The following is a 25,686-nucleotide window of genomic DNA, read 5'->3' on the forward strand; positions in this document are numbered from 1 at the left end:
TCTGGCGGGCCATGACGCCCGTCCAGACGCCCCCCGACCTGCGCGCCCTCACCACCTTGAGGTTCCTCGCCGCCCTGTGGGTGGTGCTGTACACGGCCTGGCCGCACCTCGACGTCGCCTTCGTCCCGGTGGCGGTGACCAAGGGCTATCTCGGCGTCGAGGTTTTCTTCGTCCTGTCGGGCTTCATCCTCAGCCACGTCTATCTCGAGGCGGCGGGCCGCGGCCGCGCCGGCGGTTTCAGCTACCGCGGCTTTCTGTGGGCGCGGATCGCGCGGGTCTATCCGCTGCATCTGGTGACCCTGGCCGGCATGATCGCGCTGGGGATCGGGGCCACCGTCGCCGGTCTGACGGTCAGCGACAGCCTGCTGGACTGGCGCTCGCTGCCGGCGCATCTGAGCCTGACCCACGCCTGGGGCCTGGCCTCGAGCGCGGCGTTCAACCACCCGTCGTGGTCGATCTCGGCCGAGTGGTTCGCCTATCTGAGCTTCCCCGCCTTCGCATTCGTGGCATGGCGGATGCGCGAGCGGCCGTTGCTGGCCGCGGCCCTCGCCGCGGTCGGCGCCGTGGCCCTGTACGCCGTGTTCGAGCCGCTAGCGGGGTTCTCGCTGACCGAGGCGACCTTCCGCTGGGGCGCGCTGCGGATCGTGCCGTGCTTCGCCCTCGGCTGCGCCCTGTATCTGATCCACCGCCGCGCGCCGGTGCGCCACGGCGGCTGGATCGCCCTGGCCTGCGGCGTCGGCCTGCTGGTCAGCGCCTCGCTGGGCCTGTGGGACCCGATCGTGGTGCTGCTGGCCGGAGGACTGATCCTGGGGCTTGCCGGGGTGGAAAACGAGCGGGCCGGCGTCTTCGCCTCGAAGCCGGGCGTCTATCTCGGCGAGATTTCATACTCCATCTATATGGTGTGCGCGCCGGTGCTGCTGCTGGGCGTCAATGTCGCGGCGCGGCTGACCGGGGCGGAGGACAAAAGTCTTCACGTGATTGTGTGGCTGGCGGTTCTGGCGGCGATTCCGGCAGCCGCCGCCCTGACCTACCACCTGGTCGAACGCCCGGCCCGCAAGGCCTTGCGGGGTATGGCGAGGCGCAATGGCTCAGCTGGCCCGACAGAAGGGCCCGAGGCGAATTCGCCTGAAAGGGTTCTTCAACCCTCTGAAACTATCGTCTAAGGCTGATTCCAGAGGCAGTCGGGAAACACGCCAGCATGATGAAACGGCTCAAAGCCGCCGCGGTTGCGGCGACCCTCGGATTTTTTGCGCTGGGCGGCATGGCCCCCGCCGCGAAGGCCGGAGAGCCGTACTGGCAGTGCGTCACCTTCGCCCGGATGTTCTCGGGCATCGAGATCTTCGGCGACGCCCACACATGGTGGACCCAGGCCCGCGACCGTTTCCAGACCAGCGAACGCCCGCGCACCGGCTCGGTCCTCGCCTTCCAGCCCAGCGGCCGGATGAGCCGCGGCCACGTCGCCGTCGTCTCCGAGGTGCTGACCGACCGGGTCATCCGCGTCACCCACGCCAACTGGGGCGGCAGCCGCGGCAAGGTCGAGGAGAATGTCACCGTCGTCGACGTCTCCGACAAGGGCGACTGGACCGCCGTCAAGGTCTGGTACAATCCGATCAACGACCTGGGCACCAGCGTCTATCCGACCTGGGGCTTCATCCATAAGGCCCCGATCCAGCCGTCCGACGGCGTGCTGATGGCCTCGGTCTCGCACGGCGCCGCCGGCCAGCCCTGACCCCGATCTACGTCGCGGCGACGCTTGACGTGGCGCCCTGTCCCGCGCTCCATTCCGGCCCCCTGGAGATATCCATGCGCGCCTTCGCCCTGACCGCCCTCGCCCTTTTTGGCCTGTCCGCCTGTTCACCCTCAGCGGAGGCGCCCGCCGCATCCGAAGCGGCGCCCGAGGCTGCGCCCGTGCTGGCCGGCGTCGATCTGACCGCGCCGCTGCGGGCGCTGGGCACGGAGCCGTTCTGGGCGGTCGAGCTGACCGGGTCGGAGCTGGTGTACTCGGGCGTCGACCGGCCCGAGCAGCGCGCGCCGCGGTCTGCGCCGGTGATCCAGGGCACCATGGCCATCTGGGAAGCGACCACCACTGCGGGCGCCCCCCTGTCCGTCACCCTCACCGCGACGGAATGCAGCGACGGCATGAGCGACCGCACCTACCCGCTGACCGCTCTGGTCAAGGTCGGCGAAGAGACGCTGACCGGATGCGCCGCCTCCGTCTCGGCGATCAACGCGGCAGGCGAGAGCGGCCTGGTGGTCGACACGCCTCAGCCCGCCGTCTGATCCCGCAGCGTACGCAGCGCCCCCAGCCGGGCGAAGGCGATCGTCAGGGCCTTGCGCCGGGCCGGGGCCAGCGGCGCGGCGCAGGCGTCGCGCACCACCGCCCCGCCGAAGCCGTCGGCGACGATCAGGCCGGGCTCATCCGGCAGGATGTCTGACGGGAACTCGGGCGCCACGGCGAAATAGAACAGGTCGCAATACGGCCGGTACTCGCCCCATTTGCGATCGACGCGGAAGTCCTCCAGCCCCGACTTGACCTCGCAGATGGCGATCTCGCCGCGCGGGCCCAGGGCCATGACGTCGGCGCGCCGGCCGTTGGGCAGGCAAACCTCGAGCAGGGGCGCATAGCCCATGTCGGCCATCAGCCGCGCCGCGCCACGGGTGACCGACAGGGTCGTCGCGGGCCGGCTGAAGACGAGGTCGATATCGACGGCGGCGGGGGGCATGCGGGAGTTATGTTCGGCTTCCGTTCCGTTTTCAACTGCCTTGAATGCAGGACGCGCCGGCGAACACTGATGCGCGCCCCGTTCACCAAGACGGGTAGGAGAATGACAACTCTGGACGGCTACCGTCATTCTCTCTGCACACTCGCCGAGCATCCCGGGGGCTACCAAAATGAAGATCGCTGTCGTTGCGCTGGGCGCAGCCTTGACGCTGGGCGCATGCGCCACCCATCCCAACAACATTTCGGCCAGCTACGTCTCGCCGATGAACTATGCGAACTATACCTGTCCGCAGCTCGGTGAAGAGAACCGCCGAATTGCCGCCAAGGTCAACGAACTGACCGCGAACCAGCGCAGTCGCGCCAACAACGACACTGCGGCCATGACGGTCGGCCTTATTATCTTCTGGCCCGCCCTGTTCTTCCTCGCCAACGGCGACCAGAAGGAAGAGCTCGGCCGTTTGAAGGGCGAGTATGACGCCATCCAGCAGGCTGGAATACAGAAGGAATGTGTTCGAGGCGGCTTCAGCCGCGGCGCCTTCAGCTCCTGATCTGACCGGCCGGGCGCGCACTGGGGCGCGACCCGGCCCTTGGTCCGCTGCGTCGCGTTTGTAACCAAAGCCGGGCGGCTTGAACCGACAGAAGCCGCGCCTAGAGAATAAACCGGCTCAAATCCGCGTCCCGCGCCAGGTCCGCCACCTTGTCCCGCACCTGATCGCCGTCGAAGGCGATGGTCTGGCCGGCGAGGTCGGAGGCCTTGAAGCTGGTCTCCTCCAGCACCCGCTCCAGCACCGTCTGCAGCCGGCGGGCGCCGATGTTCTCGACCGTGGAATTGGCCGCCACCGCCGCGTCGGCGAGGGCGCCGATGGCCTCGTCGGTGAAGGTCAGGGTGACGTCCTCCGTGGCCAGCAGGGCCTGGTTCTGGCGGATCAGATTGGCCTCGGGCTCGGTCAGGATACGCACGAAGTCGTTGCGGGTCAGGGCCTTGAGCTCGACGCGGATCGGCAGCCGGCCCTGCAACTCGGGCAGCAGGTCAGACGGCTTGGCGACATGAAAGGCGCCCGAGGCGATGAACAGCACATGGTCGGACTTCACCGGCCCATATTTCGTCGACACCGTGGTGCCCTCGATCAGCGGCAGCAGGTCGCGCTGTACCCCCTCGCGGCTGACGTCGGCGCCCGAGGCGCCCTGACGCGCCGCCACCTTGTCGATCTCGTCGAGGAAGACGATGCCCTCGTTCTCGGCCAGCAGCAGGGCCTCGCGGGTCAGGCTGTCCTGATCCAGCAGTTTGTCGCTCTCCTCGACGACCAGCGGGCCGACGGCGTCGCGCACCGGCAGCTTGACGGTCTTGGTCCGCCCGCCGCCCAGCTTGCCCAGCATTTCCGTCAGATTGATCATGCCGATGCCGCCGCCCCCCGGCAGGTCCATGCCCTGCATCGGCGAGGCGGTGTCGGCCAGCTGCAGCTCGACCTCCTTGTCGTCCAGTTCGCCGGCGCGCAGCTTCTTGCGGAAGCTGTCGCGCGTCGCCGGCTGCGAGCCGGGGCCGACGAGGGCGTCGAGGATGCGCTCCTCGGCGGCCGCCTCGGCCTTCGCCTTGACGCCAGAGCGGCGACTGTCGCGGACCATGATCAGGGCCGCCTCGACGAGGTCGCGCATGATCTGGTCAACGTCGCGGCCGACATAGCCGACCTCGGTGAATTTGGTCGCCTCGACCTTGAGGAAGGGCGAGCCGGCCAGCCTGGCCAGCCGCCGGGCGATCTCGGTCTTGCCGACGCCGGTGGGCCCGATCATCAGGATGTTCTTGGGCGTGACCTCGTCGCGCAGGTTCTCGGGCACGCGCTTGCGCCGCCAGCGGTTGCGCAGGGCGACGGCGACGGCGCGTTTGGCGTCATCCTGGCCGACGATGAAGCGGTCGAGTTCGGAGACGATTTCGCGGGGGGAGAGGTCGGTCATACAGTGCAGATAGGGCGGCGGGCCCGGGTCCGGGAGGGCCGGACGGTCAAGAACCGCTCAAACGACGCCGGAGGCGCCCCTCCCGCCGCGGGGAGGGGCGCGGGGCTCAGCGCGGATAGGCCGGGGGCCGGGCGCCTTCGCCGCCGCCGGCGTAGCGGTCGCGCAACAGGAACTGGCGGCTGACGGGGGCCTGTTCGGCGCCGCCGATGAAGATGGTCTCGGCGTTGCTGAGCGGCTCCAGCGGGTCGCCGGACCAGACGACCACATCGGCGGCGGCGCCGGGGCGCAGCTCGCCGAACTGGCCGGCCATGCCGAAGATGCGGGCCGGATTGACCGTGATCGCCTCGATCGCCGACTCATACGACAGGCCGTGGGAGACGGCGTTGCCGGCGTTGTAGCGGGTCTCGCGGGCGCGGTGGATCGAGCCCTCATTGCCCTTGATGGCGATGGTCACACCGGCGGCGTCGAGGACGGCGGCGTTCTGCATCCGCGCGGCCCGGGTTTCGAGACTGTCCGGCAGGTTGGAGATCGGATTGAGCAGGACCGGCACATCGGCGGCGGCGATCTGGGCGGCGACCAGCCAGCCCTCCTCGGCCCCGTCGAGGATGATCTTCACCCCTTCCTCGCGGGCGAGGCGCAGCACCTGCTGGATGTCGGCGGCGCGGCGGACGGTGACGATCAGCGGCAGGGAGCCGTTGGCGACCGGGATCAGGGCCTCGAGGTCGGCGCGTGACAGCGAAAGGTCGCGCAGGCCGGCGCGGTCGTAGGCGGCCTTGTTGCGGGCGTAGAGGCGGACCTCGGCGAGGGTTTCCTTGAACTGGGTGAACTGGGCCCCGCGGGCGCCGCCGGCGACCCCGGCCCCGGCCTCGCCGAACGGGGCGACCATGGCCACGCGCGGCTTGACGAGGATGTCGGTCCCCTCCGCCAGATGGATGATGGCGGCCTGGCCGGCGAACAGGCTGGGCGACTGGAAGCCCCCTTCGCCGACGCCGGCGAAGTCGCTGTCGTCATGGTGGTGGCCGCCGCCCCCGCCGCCCGGATGGTTTGGCACGACGATGGCGCGGGTGATGCCGCCGAGGCGGGCGACCGGCAGGGTGAAGGACCACGGGTCGAGGCCGTAGCTGACGTCGAACGAGGCGCTGATGGTGTTGGCCCCGTTGCGCAGGTCGTCCGAGCCGCCGACGGAGGAGATCTCCGAGCCGCCGAGGCCGCTGTCGACGGCGACGAAGCCGGGCGTGACCACCTTGCCGTGGGCGTCGATGACGCGGGCGCCCGAGGGGGCGGCGCCGGTCCCGACCGAGACGACCCGGCCGTTCTGAATGATGACGGTCCCGTTCTCGATCACCGAGGTCCCGGTCAGGACGCGGCCGCCGGTGATGGCGGTGAGCTCCTGGGACACGGCGGGGCTGGCGACGGCGACTGCGGAGGCGGCCGCGAGGATGAGGGTCCTGAGGCGCATCAGCGGGCTCCCTGGGCGACGTTGGCGGCGGAGAGGCCGTAGCCGGGCTGGCCCAGCTCATAGTCGGACAGCGGCTGGTAGGCGGGGTTCATCCGGTCGAAGGCGAGGCCGCCGTCGATGAAGACCTGGTCGGCGCGGGCGTAGACGCTGAACGGATTGGCGCTCCAGATGACCACGTCGGCGCGCTTGCCGGCCTCGAGCGAGCCGGTCTGGTCGGCGATGCCGAGCGACCGGGCCGGGTTGAGGGTGATCCACGACAGGGCCCGCTCTTCAGAGATGTCCATGCCGATGCGGCGTCCGGCGGCGAGGGCGGCGGCGGCTTCCTGGTTGAGTCGCTGGGTCAGTTCGGCGTCGTCGGAATGGATGACGGCGCAGCCGCCGGGCTGGGCGTCGACGAGGGCGGCGTTGGCCTCGATGCCGTCGAGGGCCTCCATCTTGAAGCCCCACCAGCCGGTCCACATGTCGGCGCAGATGCCCTCGCGGGCCAGCAGGGGCGCGACCTTGTAGGCCTCGATGGCGTGGTGGAAGGCGGTGATCCTGTAGCCGAACTCCTTCGCCACATCGACCATCACGGCCATTTCGTCGGCGCGGTAGCAGTGGTTCTGGATCAGCACCGAGCCGTCGAGGACGCCGGCGAGGGTTTCCAGCTGCAGGTTGCGGGTCGGCGGCGAGCCCTCGCCGTCGTCGCGCCATTTGTCCCATTTGGCCTTGTACTCGCGGGCGGCGATGAAGGCGGCGCGATAGCCGGCGACATTGCCCATGCCCGTGGCGGGCGAGCTGTTGCGGCTGCCGTAGACGCGGCTGGGGTTCTCGCCGCAGGCCATCTTCAGGCCGTAGGGGGCGCCGGGCATCTTCATGCCCTGCATGGTCACCGACGGGATGTTGCGGACGGTGACGCCGCGCCCGCCGAACAGATTGGCCGAGCCGGGCAGGATCTGGAGGGTGGTGACGCCGCCGGCGCGGGCGGCGTTGAAGCCGGGGTCCTGGGGCCACAGGCTGTGTTCGGCCCAGACCTGGGCGGTGTTGGGGTTGGTCGCCTCGTTGCCGTCGCTCATGCCCTGGACGCCGGGCGAGGGATAGACGCCGAGGTGGCTGTGGGTGTCGATCACCCCGGGGGTGACGAACCGGCCGGCGGCGTCGATGCGGCGGTGGCCGGCCGGGATGGCGGTTTCGGCCCCGCCGACGGCGGCGAGGCGGCCGCCGGTGACGACGACGACGCCGTTCTCGATGCGCTGGCCGGCGCCGGTGAAGACGGTGGCGCCGACGATGGCGAAGTCCTCGCGCGGCAGGCCGCGATAGGTCGAGGGGAAGGGATCGGGATTGGCGGCGGCGTCGAGGCCGGCGGCGAGGGGCACGCGCGCCTCGCTGTCGGACGAACCGTCGGCGGCGGGCGTGTCTTCGCCGGTGGTGGCGCAGGCCGAAAGGGCCAAGGCGCCGGCGAGCACGCAGGCGAGGGTGGCGAGGCTGGGGCCCCGCAGGCGGTTGACGATCATCGGACGCTCCCCTGATGCGCCGGCGGCGCAGAACGAGGGGGGATTACAAGGGCTTCGGCGGGGTCACGACAAGGCCGGAAACATTACAAACCGGTAAGGCGAGGTGAGGCGGACCGGAATGCGCCCGCCTCACCCATTCAGTGTCAGCCCAGCGCCTTCATCAGCTCCGGCACCGCCGTCTTGTAGTCGGCGACCCAGCCGAAGTCGGCGACCTGGAAGATCGGGGCGTCGGCGTCCTTGTTGATGGCGACGATGAATTTCGAGTCCTTCATCCCGGCGAGATGCTGGATGGCGCCCGAGATGCCGATGGCGATGTAGAGGGCCGGGGCGACGACCTTGCCGGTCTGGCCGACCTGGTAGTCGTTGGGGGCGTAGCCGGCGTCGACGGCCGCGCGCGAGGCCCCGACCGCGGCGCCGAGCTTGTCGGCCAGCGGGTCCATGACGGCGTGGAACTCCTCGGCCGAGCCGAGGGCGCGGCCGCCGGAGACGACGATCTTCGCCGCGCCCAGTTCGGGACGGTCCGACTTGACCATCTCCTCGCTGACGAAGGCCGACTTGCCGGCGTCGGCGCCCGCGATGCTCTCGACGGCGGCCGAACCGCTTTCGGCGGCGGGGTCGAAATTGGTCGGGCGGACGGTGATGATCTTCTTGCCGTCGGAGGACTGGATCGTCTCAAGGGCGTTGCCGGCGTAGATCGGGCGCACGAAGGTGTCGTTGGAGACGACCTCGATGATATCCGAGATCGGGGCGACGTCCAGCTTGGCGGCGATCCGGGGCATGAAATTCTTGCCGTCGGTGGTGGCCGGCGAGAGGATGGCGTCATAGCCGTCGGCGAGGCCGAGGGCGGTGGCCTCGACGGCTTCGGCCAGCTGGTGGGACAGGCCGGCGCTTTCGGCCAGCAGCACCTTGCGAACGCCGGCGATCTTCGCCGCGGCGTCGGCGGCGGCCTTCGAGCCCTGGCCGATGACGAGGACATCGACCTCGCCCGACAGCTTCAGGGCGGCGGTGACGGTCTTGTGGGTGGTGTCGCGGACGGTGTCTCCGTCGCGGTCGGCGATGACGAGCACGGCCATTACAGGGCTCCCGCGGTCTTGAGTTTGGCGACCAGATCGGCCGCGTCGGTGACCTTGACGCCGGCCCCGCGCTTGGGCGGCTCGACGACCTTGAGCACCGTCAGGCGCGCGGCGGTGTCGACGCCGTAGTCGGCGACCGCCTTGACGGCGATCTCCTTCTTCTTGGCCTTCATGATGTTGGGCAGGGAGGCGTAGCGCGGGGTGTTGAGGCGCAGGTCGACGGTGACCACGGCCGGCAGGGTCGCGGCGAGCGTCTGGAGCCCGCCGTCGACTTCGCGCGTCACGACAGCCTTGCCGCCCTCGATCACCAGCTTGCCGGCGAAGGTGGCCTGGGGCCAGTCGAGCAGGGCGGCCAGCATCTGGCCGACGGCGTTGTTGTCGCCGTCGATCGACTGTTTGCCCATCAGGACCAGGTCGGGCTTCTCCTCGTCGACCACGGCCTTGAGCAGCTTGGCGACGGCGAGGGGCTCGAGGTCGGTGTCGGACTGGATCAGCAGGCCGCGGTCGGCGCCCATGGCCAGGGCGGTGCGGATAGTCTCCTGGGCCTGGGTCACGCCGATCGAGACGACGACGATCTCGGTCGCCGTGCCGGCCGCGTGATGCTCCTTGCCTTCCTTCAGACGAACCGCTTCCTCGACGGCGATTTCGTCGAACGGATTCATGCTCATCTTGACGTTGGCCAGATCGACGCCGGTCTGGTCCGCCTTGACGCGGGCCTTGACGTTATAGTCGATCACCCGTTTGACGGGGACGAGTACCTTCATTGCGCTGTCCATGAGATGGCCGGAATGTTCGGGCAGGGAATGGAACGCCTGTCCCGGCCTGTCAATGTAACGCCGCGTCAACGGGCCGCGGATCAACAACGGAAGTCATCGATGCATCGCCTGCTGACCATGAAGCGACTGACCGTGCTGTTCTTCGCCATCTTCGCCGTGATGCTGGGCGGAATGTTCGCCTGGCAGGCGCTGGTGGTCGCCCCGGGCGACCGCTGCGAGGCGGACGGCGGCTGGTGGGACCCGGAGACCTCGGTCTGCGCCCGGCCGATCTCGATCGCCGAGGTCACCGGGCGGCCGATCGGCCAGAGCCGGGCCGAGGCCTCGGATCTGAAGAACCGCGAGCTGCTGGCGATCGAGGACCGGATGGCGGCGGCGAAGGCGGCGCGCGACGCGGACGCCGACCGTCAGCGCGCGGCCCTGGCGGCGCAATAGGCGGCGGTCACCGGGTCGCGCCAGGGACCCATTTGATGTCGTCGGCGCCGTGGGCGTTGGCCCGGCGGGCGGCGACGAACAGGTGGTCGGACAGCCGGTTCAGATAGCGGATCGCGGGCGGCGAAAGGTCGCGGCCGGCCTCGCGGGCGCGGAAGGCGTCGCGCTCGGCCCGGCGGCAGATGGTGCGAGCCAGATGCAGATGGGCGGACAGGGGCGAGCCGCCGGGCAGGATGAAGCTGTCGAGCGGCTTCTGGCTCTCGTTCATCCAGTCGATCTCGGATTCGAGCCGTTCGACCTGGCTGTCGAGGATGCGCAGCGCCTCCCATTTCGGCGCCGGGTCATGCGGGGTGGCGAGGTCGGCGCCGAGATCGAACAGCTCGTTCTGGATCCGCGCCAGCATGGCGTCGATGCGGTCGTTCTGGCCGGAGTGCAGCCGGGCGACGCCGATGACGGCGTTCAGCTCGTCGACGGCGCCATAGGCCTCGACCCGCGGATCGGTCTTGGACACCGGCTCGCCGGAGGCCAGGCGGGTCTCGCCGTCGTCGCCGGTCTTTGTATAGATGCGGTTGAGGACGACCATGGGCTCAGGCTCCGTAGGTGGACTTCCACCACATGGCGACCAGCAGCAGGGCGATGGCGAGGGCCTGCAACGCGACCCGGAGCCGCATCAGCTTGTTGGAGCGTGAGCGCGCCTCGGGCCCGGTCTGGTACAGCGAACGGACTCCGAAGCCGAGGGTGATGGCCACGGCGGCGATGGCGAGGATGATCAGGATGTCGAATACGGTTCCCATGTCCGGGTTCTAGGCCCCTGCCCGGCGCAGCGCCAGCGGCGGCCCAAACTGAAAATGCGACACGTTCGCACAATTCACTTGCAAGTCGTTCGCAGAATCGGCTTGAGAAGCGCTCGCAAATCACGGGGGCCTTCTCATGCGCATCACTCATCGTCTGCCGACGCTGGTTTCGGCCGCGGCCCTGTTGCTGGGCGCCGCTCCGGCCCTCGCGCAGGCGCCGATCCCGCAGGATCCGGCCACCCGGCTGGACGACCTGGTCGTCACGGCGGCGGGCTATGAGCAGAAGATCGTCGACGCCCCCGCCAGCATCAGCGTGATCACTGTCGAGCAGCTGCAGACCCGGCCGTACATGACGCTGCTGGACGCGGTGCGCGATCTGGAGGGCGTCGACATCGGTGAGACGCGCGACAAGACCGGCCAAGGCACGATCTCGATGCGCGGCATGGGCTCGGACTATACGCTGATCCTGATCAACGGCCGCCGTCAGAACAACCACGGCGACATCTATCCGAACAATTTCGGCGGCAACCAGTTCAACCACATCCCGCCGCTGGACTCGATCGAGCGGATCGAGGTCATCCGCGGCCCGGCCTCGACCCTGTACGGCGCCGACGCCATGGGCGGGGTGATCAACATCATCACCAAACGCACGCTGGATCGCTGGAGCGGCTCGGTGACGACGGCCCGCACCTTTGAGACCCATGACGAATACGGCGATGACACCACGGTCGATGTCTACGCCAACGGGCCGCTCGTGCCGGGCCTGCTGAACCTCGGCGTGCGCGGCAGCTGGTACAATCGCGACGCCTCCAACCCGGTCTATGAGACCGTCACCGACCCCGCCGGCTTCGAGCATGTGCGTTCGCTGGGCTTCGGCGGCGGCGGCAAGACAGTGGACAACGAGAACATGTCGAGCGGCGCCAGCCTGACCTTCACCCCCACGGCGACCCAGACCCTGACGCTGGACTACGACACCTCCCGGCAGGAATATAACAACGCCATCCAGGTCAATGACGCCGGCAATCCGGAGTATCCGGTCGGCACCGTCGACAACATCGACAGCATCTGGAGCGCCGGCAGCTTCTGCCTCGGCGCGAGCGGCTCCAACGCCGCCGCCTGCGCCGGCGCCGGCGGAACCTGGACCCGGCGGGCCAACCCGCGGGTCGGCTACGCCCCGCAGCAGGAGTTCACCCGCGACGCCTGGTCGCTGACGCACGAAGGCCGGTGGAGTTTCGGCGACAGCCGGGTGTCGCTCTCGCATGTCGCCACCAACAACGACGGCCGCACCCTGCCCTTCACCGTCGCCGAGCGGGACCTGCTGCTGAGCATGATCGACGGCACGGGCGCCTATGCCGGGCTGAGCGAGGCCGAGCGCCGGGCCATCGCCGAGGAGACCTTCCTGCCGCGTCCGAAACGCACGCTGGAGAGCGCCCAGTACACTCTCGACGCCCAGCTGACCCTGCCGTTCCAGATGGCCGGGGGGCATACCGTCGTCGTCGGCGGCCAGGTCATCCGCGGCGAGCTGACCGACGGGGTGTTCGGCATCGAGAGCGGAACGCCGGGCCTGAAGCAGGAGCACAATATGTGGTCGCTGTTCGCCGAGGACACCTGGCAGGTGTCGGGACCGCTGGCGGTCACCGCCGGGGTCCGCCACGACGACCACGAGGTGTTCGGCGACCATCTGAGCCCGCGCCTTTACGGCGTCTACAGCCTGAACGACCAGTGGACGATCAAGGGCGGCGTCAGCACCGGCTTCAAGACGCCCAAGACGACCCAGCTGTACGACGGCATAGTCGGCTTCGGCGGACAGGGCACCTCGCCGATGTTCGGCAACCCCGACCTGCAGCCCGAGACCAGCGTCAGCGCCGAGCTGGCCGTCTATTGGGAGTCTCCGGCGGGACACAACTTCAACATCACCGCCTTCGACAACACCTTCGAGGACAAGATCGCCAATCAGCCGTGCGGCGCCGGAACCACCTTGGCCTGCGCCAGCAGCGGCGAATACGCCGACCTCGGCTATGGCAGCACCAGCCGGGCGACCAATATCGACGAGGTGGTGATCCGGGGCGTCGAGGTGGCCGGGCGCTGGCGCATCCTCGAGACCGTCGGCCTGCGCGGCAACTACACCTATACGGACAGCGAGCAGAAGAGCGGGGCCGAGATCGGCCGGCCGCTGGGCAACAGCGCCCGGCACATGGCCAACGCCTCGCTGGACTGGCAGGCGACCGACCGGCTCAACCTGCTGCTGACCGGCGAGGCGCGCTCGGACCGCTACCGCGGCCTGCACGCCATCACCGGCGAGAACCTGTATTACAAGAGCTATACCGTGCTGAACCTGGGCGGATCGTACGAGCTGACCCGCTGGCTGACCGTCAACGCCCGGGTCAACAATCTGCTGGACGAGGACTTCACCACCTATGACGCCGAGTTCCGCGACCTGAATGGCGATGGCGACTATCAGGACGTCAGCGTTGGCGGCGGCGGCCGCAACGAGGCCCTGTTCTTCGATCACTACAACAACAAGGACAAGGGCCGCAGCTTCTGGCTCAGCCTCAACGCCCGGTTCTGATCGCGGCGCGGCGAAACGAAAATGGGCCGCCCCTGCGGGGCGGCCCATCGTTCACGACCGGAGGGCCGATCGGTGGATCAATAGCGGTAGTGATCCGGCTTGAACGGGCCCTCGGTCGGGACCGAGATGTAGTCGGCCTGTTCTTTCGACAGGGTGGTCAGCTTGGCGCCCAGCTTGCCGAGGTGGAGCATGGCGACCTTCTCGTCGAGGTGCTTGGGCAGGACGTAGACCTGGTTCTCGTATTTCGACTTGTTGGTCCACAGTTCGATCTGGGCCAGGGTCTGGTTGGTGAAGCTGGCGCTCATCACGAACGAGGGGTGACCGGTGGCGTTGCCCAGGTTCACCAGGCGGCCTTCCGACAGCAGGATGATCTTCTTGCCGTCCGGGAACTCGATGTGGTGGACCTGCGGCTTGATCTCGTCCCACTTGAAATTCTTCAGGCCGGCGACCTGAATCTCCGAGTCGAAGTGACCGATGTTGCAGACGATGGCGTTGTTCTTCATCGCCCGCATGTGGTCGACGGTCAGGACGTCCTTGTTGCCGGTGGCGGTGACGAAGATGTCGGCCTCGCCGGCTACGTCCTCGACGGTGACGACCTCATAGCCTTCCATCGCCGCCTGCAGCGCGCAGATCGGATCGACCTCGGTGACCTTAACCCGGGCGCCGCCCTGACGCAGCGAGGCGGCCGAGCCCTTGCCCACGTCGCCGTAGCCGCAGACCACGGCAACCTTGCCCGACAGCATGACGTCGGTGCCGCGGCGGATGGCGTCGACGAGGCTCTCACGGCAGCCGTACAGGTTGTCGAACTTGGACTTGGTGACGCTGTCGTTGACGTTGATGGCGGGGAAGGGCAGCTCGCCCTTTTCGGCCATCTGGTACAGACGGTGGACGCCGGTGGTGGTCTCTTCCGAGACGCCGCCGATGGCGTCGCGGATGGCCGAATAGAAGCCGGGCTTTTCGGCGATGTAGCGCTTCATCACGGCGAAGAGGGCTTCCTCCTCCTCGTTCTGCGGATTGGCGAGGACCGAGATGTCCTTCTCGGCCTTGGGGCCGAGCACGCACAGCAGGGTGGCGTCGCCGCCGTCGTCGAGGATCAGGTTGGGATAGCCGCCGTCCGCCCATTCGAAGATCTTGTGGGCGTAGTCCCAGTACTCGACCAGGGTCTCGCCCTTGGTGGCGAACACCGGCGTGCCCGAGGCGGCGATGGCGGCGGCGGCGTGGTCCTGGGTCGAGAAGATGTTGCACGAAGCCCAGCGGACCTCGGCGCCCAAGGCTTCCAGCGTCTGGATCAGCACGGCGGTCTGGATGGTCATGTGCAGGCTGCCGGCGATCCGCGCGCCCTTGAGCGGCTTGTCCTTGCCGAACTCCTCGCGCAGGGCCATCAGCCCCGGCATTTCGGTTTCGGCGATGGCGATTTCCTTGTCGCCAAAGGCGGCCAGGGAGATGTCGCGGACGATGTAGTCGGTCACGGGCGGCTCCGGGTGGTTCGCAGCGGGTGCGGGTGGCGCCCTATAGCCGTCCCTCGGCCTCTCGGCAAGAAACACATAAGGATATCCTTATATGGCGATGCCAGGATCTCGAAATATCCTTCGCCCGCCGTCGGTTTCCATGCCAACCTTGCCGGGTGAGGGGCGTGGATGATGGAGTGGACGCGGCGCGATCTGGCCGGGGCCGGGCTCGGGCTCATCGTACCCCCGCCGTCGGGGCGGGACGGGGCTCCGTCCCCTGCGTCGCAGGACTTCGCCGTTGAGGCCCGGCATCGCGGCTGGCTCACCGCTCCGGTGCGGATCGACGCGGGCGGACCCTACGCCTTCGCCGTCGACAGCGCTGCCAACGCCTCGGTGATTGCCTCCGACCTGGTCGAGCCGCTGGCGCTGCGCCCCGGGCCCGATATCGGCATGCATACATTGATCGCCCGCGAAGTGGTCAGGACGGTCCGGGCCGGGCGCCTGCAGACCGGCGCGCTCGACGTGCCGGAGCCGAGGCTGGCGGTCGCTTCGCGGCGCGCCATGGGCGGTCTCGACGGGCTGCTGGGGGTGGATCTGCTGGCCGGGTTGCGGCTGGATCTGGCCTTCAGGGGCGCGCGGAGACTCCGCGTGTCACGCTCGCGGCGCACCCCCGGGGGCTATCTGGACGGCCCGCGACCGACGGCTCGCATGGTGCGCGCGGCGGGGCAGCGCTTCGGGCTGTTGATGATCGAGGCGCGGCTGAACGGCGAGTCGGCCCTGGCGATCGTCGACACGGGCGCCCTGGTCAGCATCGCCAACACCGCCCTCGCCCGGGCGGCGGGAGCCCTGCCCGTCGTCGTGGGAGACGGCGGAGCCAACCGGGTGCTCTCGCCGACGGGCCGCTCGGCCGGGGCGACGCTGATGATCTTCCCGAATGTGCAGTTCGCCGGTCTGAGCCTTCTGGGCACGCCCATGCTGGTCGGGGATTATCATACCTTCGACCTTTGGGGACTGGCGAACAGGCCGGCCTTCCTGATGGGCATCGACCTGCTCAGCCAGTTCGAAAGCGTGGCGATTGATCTGGGGCGTGGCGAGGTTCTGTTCGAGCTCTGACTTGCCCCTGCGCGCGCGGCGGAGCAAAGGAAGGCGAAATGAGCCCTGACCTTTCGATCCCCCGCCACGACTGGACCCTGCAAGAGGTCGAGGCCCTGTTCGGGCGACCATTCATGGAACTGGTGTTCGAGGCCGCGCGCGTGCACCGGCGCTGGTTCGATCCGTCAGAGGTGCAGAAGAGCCAGCTGCTGTCGATCAAGACCGGCGGCTGCGCCGAGAATTGCGGCTACTGCTCACAGTCGGCCAGTTTCCAGACCGGGCTGAAGGCGGAAAAGCTGATGGACGCCACGGTGGTGATGGCCGAGGCGATGGCGGCGAAGGCCGGCGGGGCCAGCCGCTTCTGCATGGGCGCAGCTTGGCGGGAGCTGAAGGACCGCAACACGCCGAAGCTGGCGACGATGATCGCCGGCGTGAAGGCCTTGGGGCTGGAGACCTGCGCGACCCTGGGCATGCTGACGGCGGATCAGGCGCGGCAGCTGAAGGCGGCGGGGCTGGATTACTACAACCACAACCTGGACACCGGCCCGGAGTATTACGCCGAGGTGGTGACCACGCGGACGTATCAGGATCGGCTGGACACCCTGGCCCATGTGCGGGCGGCGGGGATGAGCACCTGCTGCGGCGGCATCGTCGGCATGGGCGAGGCGCGGCGCGACCGGGCCAGCCTGCTGCACGCCCTGGCGACCTTGCCGGAACACCCCGACAGCCTGCCGGTCAATGCGCTGGTGCCGGTGACGGGCACGCCGCTGGGCGAGCGGGTCAAGCGTGAGGGCGAGATCGATCCGATCGAGTTCGTGCGCACCGTGGCGGTGGCCCGGCTGGTCTGTCCGAAGGCGATGGTGCGGCTGTCGGCCGGGCGCGAGACGATGAGCCCGGAGATGCAGGCGCTGTGCTTCCTGGCCGGAGCCAATTCGATCTTCGTCGGCGGCCGGCTGCTGACCACGCCCAATCCGGAACAGGACGAGGACGCGGCCCTGTTCGCCCTGCTGGACCTGAGGCCGATGGAGCCGAAGGCGGCGGACGCGAGGGTCGCGGCGGCGTAACCGGGCCTTAAGCGCCGTGTGCCAGCGTGGCGGCATGAATCGTCGCTCTCTTCTCGGCCTAACCGCTGTCGCCGCCACTGCCTCTGCCGGCCCGGCGGCCGCAGGTGACGCCAAGGGCGCGCCCGAGGCCAGCTATCTGGCCCTGCCGACCGTCACGGCCAATGCCGGGCGCGCGGGCGGCGGGCGTGGGGTGATGACCGTCGAGATCGGCCTCGATACGCCCGACGCCGCCCTGCGCACGCGGGTCGGGCAGTCGGCCCCCCGGCTGCGCGCCGCCTATGCGGCGGTCGTGCAGCAGGCTGCCAATGGCCTGTTGCCGGGCGCCCCGCCGGACGTGGAGCGGCTGATCGCCCAGCTCCAGGCCGCGACCAATACGACTCTGGGTCGCGCCGGGGCGCGGCTGCTGATCGGCACGGTGATGGTCGTCTGAGGCATCAGGCAGCAGGAGCATCGCGCGTGAAGCCGGCGGCGGGTTTCTTCCTGTTGCCTGCTGCCTGTTGCCTGCTGCCTAGTCCCTCGTCGGATCTACCGCGCTCGCGTCGCCATAGGTCAGCGCGAGGAAGACGTCTTCCAGATCGGGATCCTCGGTCGTGATGTCGGCGATGGTGACGCCCGCCGCGCGCACGGCGGCCAGCACCTGCTCCACCGAGGACTGGCCCTTGCGGTAGGTGACGACGAAGGCGCCGTTGGGCCGCGCGACCGCCTCGAAGCCCTTCAGTTTCGGCAGGCCGTCCAGCACGTGCTCGGGCGTGACGACCACATTGCGGGTGTCGAGCCGGCGCAGCAACTGGGGCGTCGGTTCGCAGGCCACCACCTCGCCGCGGTTCATGATGGCGATAGTGTCGCAGAGCTCCTGCGCCTCCTCCAGATAGTGGGTGGTCAGCAGGATGGTGACGCCCTCGGCGTTGATGCGGCGGACGTATTCCCACAGCTGCCGGCGCAGCTCGACGTCGACGCCGGCGGTCGGCTCGTCGAGGATCAGGATCGGCGGATTGTGCACCAGGGCCTTGGCCACCATCAGCCGGCGCTTCATGCCGCCGGACAGGGCGCGGACATAGGCGTGGGCCTTGTCGCTGAGGCCCAGCGCGGCCAGCAGTTCGTCGGAGCGGCGCTCTTGGGCCGGTACGCCGTAGAAGCCGGCCTGGACCTCCAGCGCCTCGCGCGGGGTGAAGAAGACGTCGGCGACGATCTCCTGCGGCACCACGCCGAGGGCGGCGCGGGCGTCGCGCGGCTGTTTGTCGATGTCGCGGCCCCAGATGGCGGCCGTGCCGCCGGTCTTGTTGACGATGCCGGCGAGGATGTTGATCAGGGTCGACTTGCCGGCGCCGTTGGGACCCAGCAGGCCGAACATCGAGCCGCGCGGAATGACCAGGTCGACACCGCGCAGGGCGACCTTGGGCGGCGACTTCTTGTTGCCGGCGTAGGTCTTCTCCAGCCCGTGAACCTCGATGGCGTTGACGGGAAGGGCGGCGGGATCGGTCATGGGCGGCTTTCGACGGGACGGTTCGCCTAGGTAGGCGCGGGACCGGCCGGGGCCAAGCCCCCGCCGGACCGGAGCTCTGTCAAAGACGCTTTACATCTGGCCTCGGCGTGTCTAGTTTCCTTGACATTGTGAACAGCATTGTTTGCGGAGGAAAACAGATGTCCCGGACCCGTTTGATTGGCTGGAGCGCCTTCGGGGTTTGCCTGCTCGGCTATGGCGGCGCCGTGCTCGCCACGGTGCTGTACAAGACGGGCCATCTGGAGCTGCGCGAGGCGCTGCTGTGGGGCGGTCCGGCGGCACTGGTCGGGGAGATCGGCCTGTGGGTCGCCGCCGCCTCGCTGGGCTGGACCATCTTCAAACGGCGCAAGGCCCTGATCGACCGGCTGTTCGGGCGCAAGCCGCGCGAGGTTTGACGCGGCGCGCGGCCCCGCCTAGGGAGTCGCCGACGCCCGCCCCAGCCCCAAGGTCGATCATGCCGCCCCGTCATCCCGATGCGATCATCCCGCCGCCGGAAGAGATCGTGGTCTCGAGCAAGCGCGTGGCCTGCGACGGCGGCGGCGGAGCCCTCGGCCATCCGCTGGTCTATATGGACATGGGCGAGGACGACTTCGTCGAGTGCGGCTATTGCGACCGGCGCTTTGTGCTGTCGGCGCATCCGCAGCCCGAGAGCGAATATTTCAGCCCCGCCGCGCGGCCGCCCGAAGCGCACTAGGTCGATGCCCGCGCCGCTTTGCAGCGGGCGGCAGACAGGCTAACCGGACGCCATGGCCTCCGCCGAGACTCCCGCCGAAATCTTCAAGCGCGCGCTCGCCCATGCCGCGCGGGCGCTGGCCGAACAGTCGGAGCTGGAGGTCGTGTTCGGGACCGACGGGCCGAAGCTGGTCGACGGCGTCCTGACCCTGCCGCATCCGCCGCGCGATCCAGCCGGGCCCGAGAGCGCCACCCTGCGCGGCCAGGCCGACCGGCTGGCCCTGCGGCTGGCCAATCACGACGAAGGCCTGCACGCCCGCCTGCGCCCGTCCGACAGCCGAGCCGCCGAGGTGTTCGAGGCGGTCGAACAGGCGCGGGTCGAGGCGGTGGGCTCGCAGTCGCTGGCAGGCGTGCGGGCCAATATGAACGCCGCCCTGCTGACCCGGCTGGAGCGCAGCGGCGCGCTCAGGGTCACCGAGGCGGAGCGGGTTTCGGCGCCCGAGGCCCTGGCCCTGCTGGTGCGCGAACGACTGACCGGACAGCGGGCGCCCGACGGGGCCGGGGCGATGCTGGATCTGGTGCGCGCCGATCTTGAGGCGAAGGCCGGGGCGAAGATCGACGCCCTGGCCGAGGTCGCCGGCGACCAGGACGCCTTCGCCGTGCGGCTGAAGGAGGTGCTGCGGGCGCTGGACCTCGATCCCGGCGACGGGCGCGGCGACGAGGCCTCGGATGATCAGGGCGAGGACGAGCCGGATCCGAAGGAGCCGGACGCCGCCGACGACCAGGACGAGGAGGAGGACGCCGGCGGCGGCGAGGGCCAGTCGATGGACGGCTCGTCCGACGACCAGACCGCGGGCGAGGAGCGTGACGCCCGTCCCGACGGCGCCCCGGCCGATCCCGATGGCGACGCCTCCGACGAGGGGCCGGAGATCAATGAGGGGGCCCTGCCCAACCGGCAGGAGGTCGGCGACGACGGCCGGCGGATCGACGCCTACCGCGTCTTCACCACCGCACATGACGAGACCATCGACGCGGCCGAACTGTGCGATCCGAACGAGCTGGAGCGGCTCAGGTCGCTGCTGGACCAGCAGCTGACGGCGCTGTCCTCGGTGGTGGCGCGGCTGGCCAACAAGCTGCAGCGGCGGCTGATGGCGCAGCAGAATCGCAGCTGGGCCTTCGATCTGGAGGAGGGGGTGCTGGACACCTCGCGCCTGACCCGGATCATCACCGATCCGACCAGTCCGCTGAGCTTCAAGGCCGAGAGCGAGAGCCCATTCCGCGATACGGTGGTGACCCTGTTGCTGGACAATTCCGGCTCGATGCGCGGGCGGCCGATCATGGTGGCGGCGGTCTGCGCCGACATCCTGGCGCGGACGCTGGAGCGCTGCGGCGTCAAGGTCGAGATCCTCGGCTTCACCACCCGGGCGTGGAAGGGCGGACAGGCGCGCGAGGCGTGGATCAGCGCCGGCAAGCCGGCCAGTCCGGGGCGGCTGAACGACCTGCGGCACATCATCTACAAGTCGGCCGACGCGCCGTGGCGGCGGGCCAAGAAGAACCTCGGCCTGATGATGCGCGAGGGGCTGCTGAAGGAGAATATCGACGGCGAGGCCCTGACCTGGGCGCACGACTGGCTCAAGGCCCGGCCCGAGGCGCGGCAGATCCTGATGGTCATTTCCGACGGCTCGCCGGTCGACGATTCGACCCAGTCGGCCAACGCCGCCCTGTATCTGGACAAGCACCTGCGGTCGGTGATCGAGGAGATCGAGACGCGCTCGCCGGTCGAGCTGATCGCCATCGGCATCGGCCACGACGTGACCCGCTGGTATCGTCGGGCGGTGACCATCGTCGATGTCGAACAGCTGGGCGGGGTGATGATCGAGAAGCTGGCCGAACTGTTCGAGACCGAGCCGAAGGCGGCGCCGAAGCGGCGACGGCGGGCGGCGTGAGGCGCGCGCGCTGGATCGCGGCCGCGGCCGCCCTGCTGCTGTCGGCCTGCGCCACGGCGGTTCCGGCCCCGGTCTGGACCGGCGGGCCCGGCGGCGCCGCGCGCTGGACCGCCGGGGAGGCCGAGGTGCGGCCGGTCGGGCTGGGGATTCCCGGCGGGGCGGCCTTGGCGCAGGGGGTGCGGTTCGCCGGCGGGGTCGAGCTGGTGCTCGCCACGGACTCGCCGCTGCACAGCCTGTCGGATCTGAAGCTGGTCGACGGCGACGACTTCGTCTCGGTCAGCGACGCCGGGGATCTGGTGCGCGGGCGGCTGCGGCACGACGCGGCCGGGCGGCTGACGGGAGTGGAGGGGCTGCGCTGGCGCCGGCTGACGCTGGAAGACGGATCGCCGATCGCCGACAAGGCGGACGGGGACGCCGAGGGGCTGTTCCTGCTGGCGGGCGGCCGCATCATCGCCGTGGCCTTCGAGCGGCGGCATCGGCTGTGGGCCTATGGGCTGGAGACGGCGGGGGCGCCGGAGCCGCTGGCGTCGCCGGACGCGGACTTTCCGCTGAACAGCGGCATGGAGGGGGGCGCGGCGGCGGCGGGCGGCTGGCGCGTGACCGGCGAGTCGGGCGGGGTCTGGGACTGCGCGGCGGCCGGCTGCCGGGTCGTGGTCGCGCCGCCGGCCGAGCCGCTGCCGGACAGCGAATACCGCATCACCGGCCTGGATCGCGATCCGGGCGGCGACGGCTTCTGGGTCGTGGAGCGGCGCTTCCGGGCGCCGGTGGACGTCAGGGCGCGGGTGCGGCGGATGGCGGCGGACGGGACGCTGGGGCCGGTGCTGGTCGAGCTGAGCCTGCCGTCGACGGTCGACAATTTCGAGGGCGTCGCGGCGGTCCGGCGGGGCGACGGGACGCGGCTTTACATCCTGTCGGACGACAACGGACGGTCGCAGCAGCGGACGCTCTTGCTGGCCTTCGACGTCAGACCCGCTCCGACACCTTGATCGCCGCGCGGCAGCCGGCCTTGATCACGGCGCTGAGCAGGCGGTAGCCGGGGGCGTCGCGGCTGCCGTGGTCGACGGCGTGGTCGTGGTGGGCCAGCTCCTCGTCGCGGAAGACGGTCAGTTCGGCGGCCAGTTCCGGGTCGCGCTCCGCGAGTTCGGAAATCTGATCGGCGTAGTGTTCCTCGATCACGCTCTCGACCGCCTCGGTGCAGGCGTGGGCGGCCTTTTCGCCGAGCAGGGCGGTGCCGGCGCCGAGGCCGAGGGCGGCGAGGCGCCAGACCGGGGTCAGGAGCGTCGGCCGGACCCGTTCGGCGTTCAGCAGGGCCTCGAAACGGGCGAGGTGGACGGCTTCCTGCGCCTGCATTTCGGCCATGTCGGCGGCGATGGCGGCCTTGCCGGCGCGGCCCTCGAACACCGCCTTCTGGGCGCGGTAGATGTGGACGGCGGCGTATTCGCCGGCGTGGTCGACGCGCAGGATCTCGGCGCGGCGGCGACGGCTGGCGCCCCGGCCGGGATGGGCGAGGCGGACGGGGCGGGCGGCGGCGGCGTCTTCAGGGGCGGGGGGCACGGGCGTCCTTTGGCCGCTTGGCGGCGAGCAGGCTGAACACCGCCAGGGCGACGGAGATCAGCACATTCCATCCTGCCATCGACAGGCCGAGGAAGCGCCACGTCACGGCGTCGCAGTAGACCGGGGCCTGGACCGGGGCCGTGCCGAGGGCGAGGGCGGCGAGGCTTTCGAGGCTGACGTCGCCGCCGCCCATGCAGGCCGCCGGCAGGCTCCACCAGCCGTATTCGCCGCCGGCGTGGAACAGGGCCGTGATCGCCCCGGTGGTGAAGACCACGGCCAGCAGGAAGGCGGCGATGCGCGGCGTGCCGCGGCTGCCGCGGCTGACCAGGTGCCACAGGGTGGCGGTCAGGGCGATGGCCACGGCGCCCCAATAGACCTCGCGCTGCTTGAGGCAGAGGTTGCACGGCGCGAGGCCGCCGAAGCGCTCGAACGCATGCGCCGCGCCCAGCAACGCCAGCGAGGCGGCGAGGGCGAAGGCGGTCCACCACCGCGTCAGGAGTCGGTACAGGCCTCTCATATCAGCCCGTTCATAGCCGGGCCGGAGGGCGGCGTCGATGCGCCGCCGCGCGGGGCCGAAAAGGCCGCCAACGTCCCGGCCGGCGGCGGGATCAGCAGCTCCGGCGCCGGGCGGCGGTCGAACAGCCAGTCGGCCCAGGCGGCGGGCGGCAGGGGCAGGACGCCGCGCGTATGATAGGGCGCGACATCGGGGCCCGGTTCGGCGGTCAGCAGCGAGAAGGCGTCGGGCTCGCCCTCGGCCCCCGCCCGCCAGATCGCCGCCAGGGCCAGCACCGGCTGGTCGACGCCGCGCAGGATCCAGCGGGTCTTGGGATAGGTCGAGCCGGTGAACTCATAGAAGCCGGACACGGGGATCAGGGCGCGGCCGCCGCGCTCGCCGTTGGAGAAGGCGCGGCCCTCGGAGCGGAAATTGATCACCGGCGGCGGCTTGCCCTTGCCGCCGGGGCGCTCGGGGCCGCGAAAGCCGAAGCGTAGGGGGACCAGTTCGGCGGCCTCGCCATCGGCCCCGTCTTCCATGGAGATGGCGCGGACGGTTTGGGCCAGGTCGGTGGGGCGGACCTCGTCGACCGGTTCGATGTTCGGCAAGCCGCGCGGGAAGCGCAGCGGGGCGCCGTGATGGTCGAAGGCCTCGACCAGCTGGGTGACCGAGAACCGGGCTTCATAGGAGGCGCACATGGCGGGAGGTTAGACCGGATTTGGGGCGGGAAGGGAGCCGGGTGTTTTACCCGGGTAAAACGGAAAAACACCGTCCAGATCGTCCACACCGTCCGGATCGTTCGCCCCTCGGCGGGACGGGCAGGGTGCGGTTGTCAAAGACCGCCGGCAGTCTAACCCGGCGTCTTCCTGTGGCGGGTAAAACGGCTCGAGAATCGATGCGGGGTTTGAAAAGGCGGAGGAATTCCGGCCTCCCTATACTATAATTCCGCGGATTGTCAGCACAGCGTCATGGGTGCGCGCGGGTCCTTCTCCCAGTGGGAGAGGGAATGCGCGCGGCGCTCCGCTGACGCGTCGTTCATGACCGGCGGGTACTATCTGGTCGACGGGGGTATACGACGGTTCGGGGGAAACCTGGACACATTCCAGGTTATTGCCTATGTTGCGGCATGGCGACGATCTTCAGGAGCCGCAGGCGGTTTCGGGTGGTGGTCTATTCGAACGACCATCCGCCGCCGCATGTGCATGCGATCGGACCCGATGGCGATGCGAGGTTCCTGCTCAACTGCCCCGACGGTCCAGTGGCGCTTTGGGACTACGAGGGAGCTGGACCCTCGCCCTTGTGTGGGAGCTCGGCGAGGAGATCGCCGGGCGCCTGAGTGAGTGTTGCGAGACCTGGAGTGCGATTCATGGCTGAGTTGCTTGTCCCCGACGAAAAGGCCTTCGCCCGCGCCAAACGCAAGACGACCACGCCGCGCGCGCTGGAGGCGCGGTTCGACAAGCGCACCCGCCGGCTCAAGCTGCGGCTCGACACCGGCCTCGACGTGATGTTCGATCCGCGCGACGCCCACGGGCTGGAGAAGGCGCGTGAGGAGGATTTCGTCGGCGCGGTCATCGAGGGCGGCGGGACCGTGCTGCACCTCCCCCGACTGGACGCCGACTTCTCGGTGGCGCGACTGCTGGAGGGTTTTCTGGGCCCGATGGACTGGACCCGGGCGGAGGCGCGGGCGGCGGCGTCGCGCAGGAACGGGCTGAAGGGCGGGCGGCCGCGGAAGGTCGTGGCGGCTTAGGGGGTTCAGTTATGGAAATCAGTCGGGAGCGGCGCGAGCGTTGGGAGCGGCTGACGAAGAACGACCCGTTCAACTTGTGGCTCCGGCCGCAGGTCACCGCCCAAGACGGCACGCTGGACCTCGAGGCGCTTCACGCCGTCGCCGGCCGCTACGGCATCGATCGGCGCGAGCAATATGCCCATCTGAACCCGGGTCAAGTGCGGATGAACCTCGGCAATATGCTGAGAAAGGCGGTGCCGCCGGAGCACTACGGCGCCGGACCCCCCGGGCAGCCGCCCCTCGTCGTCGTCACGCCCTCGGGTGCGACCGAGCCGCCGGGCGACGACCCGCCGCTGGCCCGCGCGTCGATCCGCGAGCTTCTGACCCTGCATGCGGAGGTGATGGAGGAGCTGCGGCGGCGCGAGGTGGTGCGCACCTCGAACAGCCCGGTCGGCGACTATGCCGAGCTGCTGTTCTCGACCGCGTTCGGCTGGGCGCTGGAGAGCTCTTCGGCGGCCGGGCATGACGCCACCGACAAGGACGGGGTCCGCTATCAGATCAAGAGCCGCCGCCTGACCCGGCACAACGGCTCACGGCAGTTGAGCTTCCTGCGTCGGTTGCCGGAGAAGAAGTTCGACTACCTCGCTGCGGTCCTGTTCGACGGCCGGTATCGGGTCATGCGGGCGATCATTCTGCCGCACGGGGGGCTTGAGGCGCGCTGCCGCTACAGCGAACACGCGAACGGATGGCTGTTCCGGCTGGAGGACAGCAGCTGGGACATGACCGGCGCGCGGGATGTGACGGAAGAGATCAGGGCGGCGGCGGAGGCGATCTGAGCGTCTGGCGAGGTACAGCGCCCTTCTCCCATTGGGAGAAGGTGGCGCGCAGCGCCGGATGAGGGGCGGCTGGGTGGAGCGGCGAAGCC

General features: G+C 69.7%; 29 protein-coding genes. 16 read left to right on the plus strand and 13 right to left on the minus strand.

Going from position 1 to position 25,686, the window contains the following annotated elements:
- Window positions 1–11 precede the first annotated feature (11 nt).
- From ACK4JY_RS02005 to ACK4JY_RS02015, 3 genes are all read left to right on the plus strand, one after another.
- Complete coding sequence (locus tag ACK4JY_RS02005) at window positions 12–1,163, plus strand: acyltransferase family protein (RefSeq protein WP_409602525.1); 1,152 nt, start codon at window positions 12–14, stop codon at window positions 1,161–1,163.
- A 35-nt stretch (window positions 1,164–1,198) separates the two neighbouring features.
- Window positions 1,199–1,729 carry a CHAP domain-containing protein gene (locus ACK4JY_RS02010; protein WP_409602526.1) on the plus strand — a complete coding sequence of 177 codons (531 nt, stop codon included), beginning with the start codon at window positions 1,199–1,201 and terminating at the stop codon, window positions 1,727–1,729.
- A 74-nt stretch (window positions 1,730–1,803) separates the two neighbouring features.
- Entirely contained in the window at window positions 1,804–2,280 is a 477-nt protein-coding gene (locus tag ACK4JY_RS02015) for a COG3650 family protein (protein WP_409602527.1), read from the plus strand.
- On the opposite strand, the gene mmcB is transcribed toward ACK4JY_RS02015, so the two are convergent.
- On the minus strand, window positions 2,265–2,723 hold the full coding sequence (mmcB, locus tag ACK4JY_RS02020; RefSeq protein ID WP_409602528.1) for a DNA repair putative endonuclease MmcB: 459 nt from the start codon (window positions 2,721–2,723) through the stop codon (window positions 2,265–2,267). The two genes, ACK4JY_RS02015 and mmcB, sit on opposite strands and share 16 nt — an antisense overlap.
- Window positions 2,724–2,892: 169 nt before the next feature.
- Here mmcB and ACK4JY_RS02025 point away from each other — a divergent pair, with 169 nt between their 5' ends.
- On the plus strand, window positions 2,893–3,270 hold the full coding sequence (locus ACK4JY_RS02025) for a hypothetical protein (protein ID WP_409602529.1): 378 nt from the start codon (window positions 2,893–2,895) through the stop codon (window positions 3,268–3,270).
- A gap of 100 nt (window positions 3,271–3,370) precedes the next feature.
- Here the strand turns inward: ACK4JY_RS02025 and hslU are convergent, their stop codons facing one another.
- From hslU to ACK4JY_RS02050, 5 genes are all read right to left on the minus strand, one after another.
- On the minus strand, window positions 3,371–4,672 hold the full coding sequence (hslU, locus tag ACK4JY_RS02030; RefSeq protein ID WP_409602530.1) for an ATP-dependent protease ATPase subunit HslU: 1,302 nt from the start codon (window positions 4,670–4,672) through the stop codon (window positions 3,371–3,373).
- Between the two features lie 106 nt (window positions 4,673–4,778).
- Window positions 4,779–6,131 carry an amidohydrolase family protein gene (locus ACK4JY_RS02035; RefSeq protein WP_409602531.1) on the minus strand — a complete coding sequence of 451 codons (1,353 nt, stop codon included), beginning with the start codon at window positions 6,129–6,131 and terminating at the stop codon, window positions 4,779–4,781.
- Complete coding sequence (locus ACK4JY_RS02040) at window positions 6,131–7,624, minus strand: amidohydrolase (RefSeq protein WP_409602532.1); 1,494 nt, start codon at window positions 7,622–7,624, stop codon at window positions 6,131–6,133. Before ACK4JY_RS02040 ends, ACK4JY_RS02035 begins: the two co-directional genes overlap by 1 nt.
- A 143-nt stretch (window positions 7,625–7,767) precedes the next feature.
- A complete protein-coding gene (locus ACK4JY_RS02045) occupies window positions 7,768–8,697 on the minus strand; it encodes an electron transfer flavoprotein subunit alpha/FixB family protein (protein WP_409602533.1) in 930 nt (309 codons plus the stop codon).
- On the minus strand, window positions 8,697–9,461 hold the full coding sequence (locus ACK4JY_RS02050; RefSeq protein WP_409602534.1) for an electron transfer flavoprotein subunit beta/FixA family protein: 765 nt from the start codon (window positions 9,459–9,461) through the stop codon (window positions 8,697–8,699). Before ACK4JY_RS02050 ends, ACK4JY_RS02045 begins: the two co-directional genes overlap by 1 nt.
- A gap of 111 nt (window positions 9,462–9,572) precedes the next feature.
- On the opposite strand from ACK4JY_RS02050, the gene ACK4JY_RS02055 reads away from it, so the two are divergent.
- Window positions 9,573–9,905, plus strand: a complete 333-nt coding sequence (locus ACK4JY_RS02055; protein ID WP_409602535.1) for a hypothetical protein — start codon at window positions 9,573–9,575, stop codon at window positions 9,903–9,905.
- A gap of 7 nt (window positions 9,906–9,912) precedes the next feature.
- Here ACK4JY_RS02055 and ACK4JY_RS02060 read toward each other — a convergent pair whose 3' ends face one another.
- Window positions 9,913–10,485 (minus strand): cob(I)yrinic acid a,c-diamide adenosyltransferase, encoded by a 573-nt coding sequence (locus ACK4JY_RS02060; RefSeq protein WP_409602536.1) that lies wholly within the window; start codon window positions 10,483–10,485, stop codon window positions 9,913–9,915.
- Between the two features lie 4 nt (window positions 10,486–10,489).
- Entirely contained in the window at window positions 10,490–10,696 is a 207-nt protein-coding gene (locus ACK4JY_RS02065; RefSeq protein WP_409602537.1) for a twin transmembrane helix small protein, read from the minus strand.
- A gap of 136 nt (window positions 10,697–10,832) precedes the next feature.
- Between ACK4JY_RS02065 and ACK4JY_RS02070 the strand changes: the two genes are divergently transcribed.
- Window positions 10,833–13,265, plus strand: coding sequence for a TonB-dependent receptor domain-containing protein (locus tag ACK4JY_RS02070; protein WP_409602538.1), 2,433 nt, complete (start codon window positions 10,833–10,835; stop codon window positions 13,263–13,265).
- 77 nt (window positions 13,266–13,342) lie between these two features.
- Here the strand turns inward: ACK4JY_RS02070 and ahcY are convergent, their stop codons facing one another.
- The gene (gene ahcY / locus ACK4JY_RS02075; protein ID WP_409602539.1) at window positions 13,343–14,734 is read right to left on the minus strand and encodes an adenosylhomocysteinase; all 1,392 of its coding nucleotides are present in this window, start codon (window positions 14,732–14,734) and stop codon (window positions 13,343–13,345) included.
- Window positions 14,735–14,902: 168 nt separating this feature from the next.
- On the opposite strand from ahcY, the gene ACK4JY_RS02080 reads away from it, so the two are divergent.
- Genes ACK4JY_RS02080 through ACK4JY_RS02090 form a run of 3 tightly spaced genes read left to right on the plus strand, consistent with a single transcriptional unit; the run spans window position 14,903 to window position 17,299 of the window.
- A complete protein-coding gene (locus ACK4JY_RS02080; RefSeq protein WP_409602540.1) occupies window positions 14,903–15,826 on the plus strand; it encodes an aspartyl protease family protein in 924 nt (307 codons plus the stop codon).
- A gap of 38 nt (window positions 15,827–15,864) precedes the next feature.
- Complete coding sequence (gene bioB / locus ACK4JY_RS02085) at window positions 15,865–16,869, plus strand: biotin synthase BioB (RefSeq protein ID WP_409602541.1); 1,005 nt, start codon at window positions 15,865–15,867, stop codon at window positions 16,867–16,869.
- Window positions 16,870–16,903: 34 nt separating this feature from the next.
- Window positions 16,904–17,299 (plus strand): Tat pathway signal protein, encoded by a 396-nt coding sequence (locus tag ACK4JY_RS02090; protein ID WP_409602542.1) that lies wholly within the window; start codon window positions 16,904–16,906, stop codon window positions 17,297–17,299.
- A 78-nt stretch (window positions 17,300–17,377) separates the two neighbouring features.
- Here the strand turns inward: ACK4JY_RS02090 and ACK4JY_RS02095 are convergent, their stop codons facing one another.
- Window positions 17,378–18,352: an ABC transporter ATP-binding protein gene (locus tag ACK4JY_RS02095; protein WP_409602543.1), complete on the minus strand. Its 975-nt coding sequence runs from the start codon at window positions 18,350–18,352 to the stop codon at window positions 17,378–17,380.
- 158 nt (window positions 18,353–18,510) lie between these two features.
- Here ACK4JY_RS02095 and ACK4JY_RS02100 point away from each other — a divergent pair, with 158 nt between their 5' ends.
- From ACK4JY_RS02100 to ACK4JY_RS02115, 4 genes are read left to right on the plus strand one after another with little or no spacing between them, the layout of a single operon-like run.
- Window positions 18,511–18,765: a hypothetical protein gene (locus ACK4JY_RS02100; RefSeq protein ID WP_409602544.1), complete on the plus strand. Its 255-nt coding sequence runs from the start codon at window positions 18,511–18,513 to the stop codon at window positions 18,763–18,765.
- Between the two features lie 59 nt (window positions 18,766–18,824).
- Window positions 18,825–19,064 (plus strand): zinc-finger domain-containing protein, encoded by a 240-nt coding sequence (locus ACK4JY_RS02105; RefSeq protein WP_409602545.1) that lies wholly within the window; start codon window positions 18,825–18,827, stop codon window positions 19,062–19,064.
- A 52-nt stretch (window positions 19,065–19,116) separates the two neighbouring features.
- Window positions 19,117–20,988 (plus strand): cobaltochelatase subunit CobT, encoded by a 1,872-nt coding sequence (gene cobT / locus ACK4JY_RS02110; RefSeq protein WP_409602546.1) that lies wholly within the window; start codon window positions 19,117–19,119, stop codon window positions 20,986–20,988.
- Window positions 20,985–21,974, plus strand: a complete 990-nt coding sequence (locus ACK4JY_RS02115; RefSeq protein WP_409602547.1) for an esterase-like activity of phytase family protein — start codon at window positions 20,985–20,987, stop codon at window positions 21,972–21,974. Before cobT ends, ACK4JY_RS02115 begins: the two co-directional genes overlap by 4 nt.
- On the opposite strand, the gene ACK4JY_RS02120 is transcribed toward ACK4JY_RS02115, so the two are convergent.
- The 3 genes from ACK4JY_RS02120 to ACK4JY_RS02130 are packed head-to-tail and all read right to left on the minus strand — an operon-like array spanning window position 21,952 to window position 23,733.
- Window positions 21,952–22,542, minus strand: coding sequence for a demethoxyubiquinone hydroxylase family protein (locus ACK4JY_RS02120; protein ID WP_409602548.1), 591 nt, complete (start codon window positions 22,540–22,542; stop codon window positions 21,952–21,954). The genes ACK4JY_RS02115 and ACK4JY_RS02120 overlap by 23 nt on opposite strands.
- Window positions 22,526–23,059, minus strand: coding sequence for a disulfide bond formation protein B (locus tag ACK4JY_RS02125; RefSeq protein ID WP_409602549.1), 534 nt, complete (start codon window positions 23,057–23,059; stop codon window positions 22,526–22,528). Before ACK4JY_RS02125 ends, ACK4JY_RS02120 begins: the two co-directional genes overlap by 17 nt.
- Window positions 23,056–23,733, minus strand: coding sequence for an SOS response-associated peptidase family protein (locus tag ACK4JY_RS02130; protein WP_409602550.1), 678 nt, complete (start codon window positions 23,731–23,733; stop codon window positions 23,056–23,058). The genes ACK4JY_RS02125 and ACK4JY_RS02130 overlap by 4 nt, the downstream gene beginning before the upstream one ends.
- Window positions 23,734–24,161: 428 nt before the next feature.
- On the opposite strand from ACK4JY_RS02130, the gene ACK4JY_RS02135 reads away from it, so the two are divergent.
- From ACK4JY_RS02135 to ACK4JY_RS02145, 3 genes are read left to right on the plus strand one after another with little or no spacing between them, the layout of a single operon-like run.
- Window positions 24,162–24,371 carry a DUF4160 domain-containing protein gene (locus tag ACK4JY_RS02135; protein ID WP_409602551.1) on the plus strand — a complete coding sequence of 70 codons (210 nt, stop codon included), beginning with the start codon at window positions 24,162–24,164 and terminating at the stop codon, window positions 24,369–24,371.
- Between the two features lie 30 nt (window positions 24,372–24,401).
- Window positions 24,402–24,782 (plus strand): DUF2442 domain-containing protein, encoded by a 381-nt coding sequence (locus ACK4JY_RS02140; protein ID WP_409602552.1) that lies wholly within the window; start codon window positions 24,402–24,404, stop codon window positions 24,780–24,782.
- Window positions 24,783–24,793: 11 nt separating this feature from the next.
- Window positions 24,794–25,597 carry a hypothetical protein gene (locus tag ACK4JY_RS02145; protein ID WP_409602553.1) on the plus strand — a complete coding sequence of 268 codons (804 nt, stop codon included), beginning with the start codon at window positions 24,794–24,796 and terminating at the stop codon, window positions 25,595–25,597.
- Window positions 25,598–25,686: the final 89 nt, after the last annotated feature.

It is taken from the genome of Brevundimonas sp. (assembly GCF_046295595.1).
Lineage (GTDB): Bacteria > Pseudomonadota > Alphaproteobacteria > Caulobacterales > Caulobacteraceae > Brevundimonas.

Excerpts from the sequence above, each read along its gene's own strand:
- cobT (WP_409602546.1), top strand. The coding sequence starts at position 19,117 with ATGGCCTCCGCCGAGACTCCCGCCGAAATCTTCAAGCGCGCGCTCGCC.
- ACK4JY_RS02015 (WP_409602527.1), top strand. The coding sequence starts at position 1,804 with ATGCGCGCCTTCGCCCTGACCGCCCTCGCCCTTTTTGGCCTGTCCGCC.
- ACK4JY_RS02035 (WP_409602531.1), bottom strand. The coding sequence starts at position 6,131 with ATGCGCCTCAGGACCCTCATCCTCGCGGCCGCCTCCGCAGTCGCCGTC.
- bioB (WP_409602541.1), top strand. The coding sequence starts at position 15,865 with ATGAGCCCTGACCTTTCGATCCCCCGCCACGACTGGACCCTGCAAGAG.
- ACK4JY_RS02130 (WP_409602550.1), bottom strand. The coding sequence starts at position 23,733 with ATGTGCGCCTCCTATGAAGCCCGGTTCTCGGTCACCCAGCTGGTCGAG.
- hslU (WP_409602530.1), bottom strand. The coding sequence starts at position 4,672 with ATGACCGACCTCTCCCCCCGCGAAATCGTCTCCGAACTCGACCGCTTC.
- ACK4JY_RS02060 (WP_409602536.1), bottom strand. The coding sequence starts at position 10,485 with ATGGTCGTCCTCAACCGCATCTATACAAAGACCGGCGACGACGGCGAG.
- ACK4JY_RS02070 (WP_409602538.1), top strand. The coding sequence starts at position 10,833 with ATGCGCATCACTCATCGTCTGCCGACGCTGGTTTCGGCCGCGGCCCTG.
- ACK4JY_RS02010 (WP_409602526.1), top strand. The coding sequence starts at position 1,199 with ATGATGAAACGGCTCAAAGCCGCCGCGGTTGCGGCGACCCTCGGATTT.
- ACK4JY_RS02045 (WP_409602533.1), bottom strand. The coding sequence starts at position 8,697 with ATGGCCGTGCTCGTCATCGCCGACCGCGACGGAGACACCGTCCGCGAC.
- ACK4JY_RS02040 (WP_409602532.1), bottom strand. The coding sequence starts at position 7,624 with ATGATCGTCAACCGCCTGCGGGGCCCCAGCCTCGCCACCCTCGCCTGC.
- ACK4JY_RS02100 (WP_409602544.1), top strand. The coding sequence starts at position 18,511 with ATGTCCCGGACCCGTTTGATTGGCTGGAGCGCCTTCGGGGTTTGCCTG.
- ACK4JY_RS02140 (WP_409602552.1), top strand. The coding sequence starts at position 24,402 with ATGGCTGAGTTGCTTGTCCCCGACGAAAAGGCCTTCGCCCGCGCCAAA.
- ACK4JY_RS02050 (WP_409602534.1), bottom strand. The coding sequence starts at position 9,461 with ATGAAGGTACTCGTCCCCGTCAAACGGGTGATCGACTATAACGTCAAG.
- ACK4JY_RS02065 (WP_409602537.1), bottom strand. The coding sequence starts at position 10,696 with ATGGGAACCGTATTCGACATCCTGATCATCCTCGCCATCGCCGCCGTG.
- ACK4JY_RS02145 (WP_409602553.1), top strand. The coding sequence starts at position 24,794 with ATGGAAATCAGTCGGGAGCGGCGCGAGCGTTGGGAGCGGCTGACGAAG.
- ACK4JY_RS02090 (WP_409602542.1), top strand. The coding sequence starts at position 16,904 with ATGAATCGTCGCTCTCTTCTCGGCCTAACCGCTGTCGCCGCCACTGCC.
- ACK4JY_RS02095 (WP_409602543.1), bottom strand. The coding sequence starts at position 18,352 with ATGACCGATCCCGCCGCCCTTCCCGTCAACGCCATCGAGGTTCACGGG.
- ACK4JY_RS02125 (WP_409602549.1), bottom strand. The coding sequence starts at position 23,059 with ATGAGAGGCCTGTACCGACTCCTGACGCGGTGGTGGACCGCCTTCGCC.
- ACK4JY_RS02055 (WP_409602535.1), top strand. The coding sequence starts at position 9,573 with ATGCATCGCCTGCTGACCATGAAGCGACTGACCGTGCTGTTCTTCGCC.
- ACK4JY_RS02105 (WP_409602545.1), top strand. The coding sequence starts at position 18,825 with ATGCCGCCCCGTCATCCCGATGCGATCATCCCGCCGCCGGAAGAGATC.
- mmcB (WP_409602528.1), bottom strand. The coding sequence starts at position 2,723 with ATGCCCCCCGCCGCCGTCGATATCGACCTCGTCTTCAGCCGGCCCGCG.
- ACK4JY_RS02080 (WP_409602540.1), top strand. The coding sequence starts at position 14,903 with ATGATGGAGTGGACGCGGCGCGATCTGGCCGGGGCCGGGCTCGGGCTC.
- ACK4JY_RS02135 (WP_409602551.1), top strand. The coding sequence starts at position 24,162 with ATGGCGACGATCTTCAGGAGCCGCAGGCGGTTTCGGGTGGTGGTCTAT.
- ACK4JY_RS02005 (WP_409602525.1), top strand. The coding sequence starts at position 12 with ATGACGCCCGTCCAGACGCCCCCCGACCTGCGCGCCCTCACCACCTTG.
- ACK4JY_RS02025 (WP_409602529.1), top strand. The coding sequence starts at position 2,893 with ATGAAGATCGCTGTCGTTGCGCTGGGCGCAGCCTTGACGCTGGGCGCA.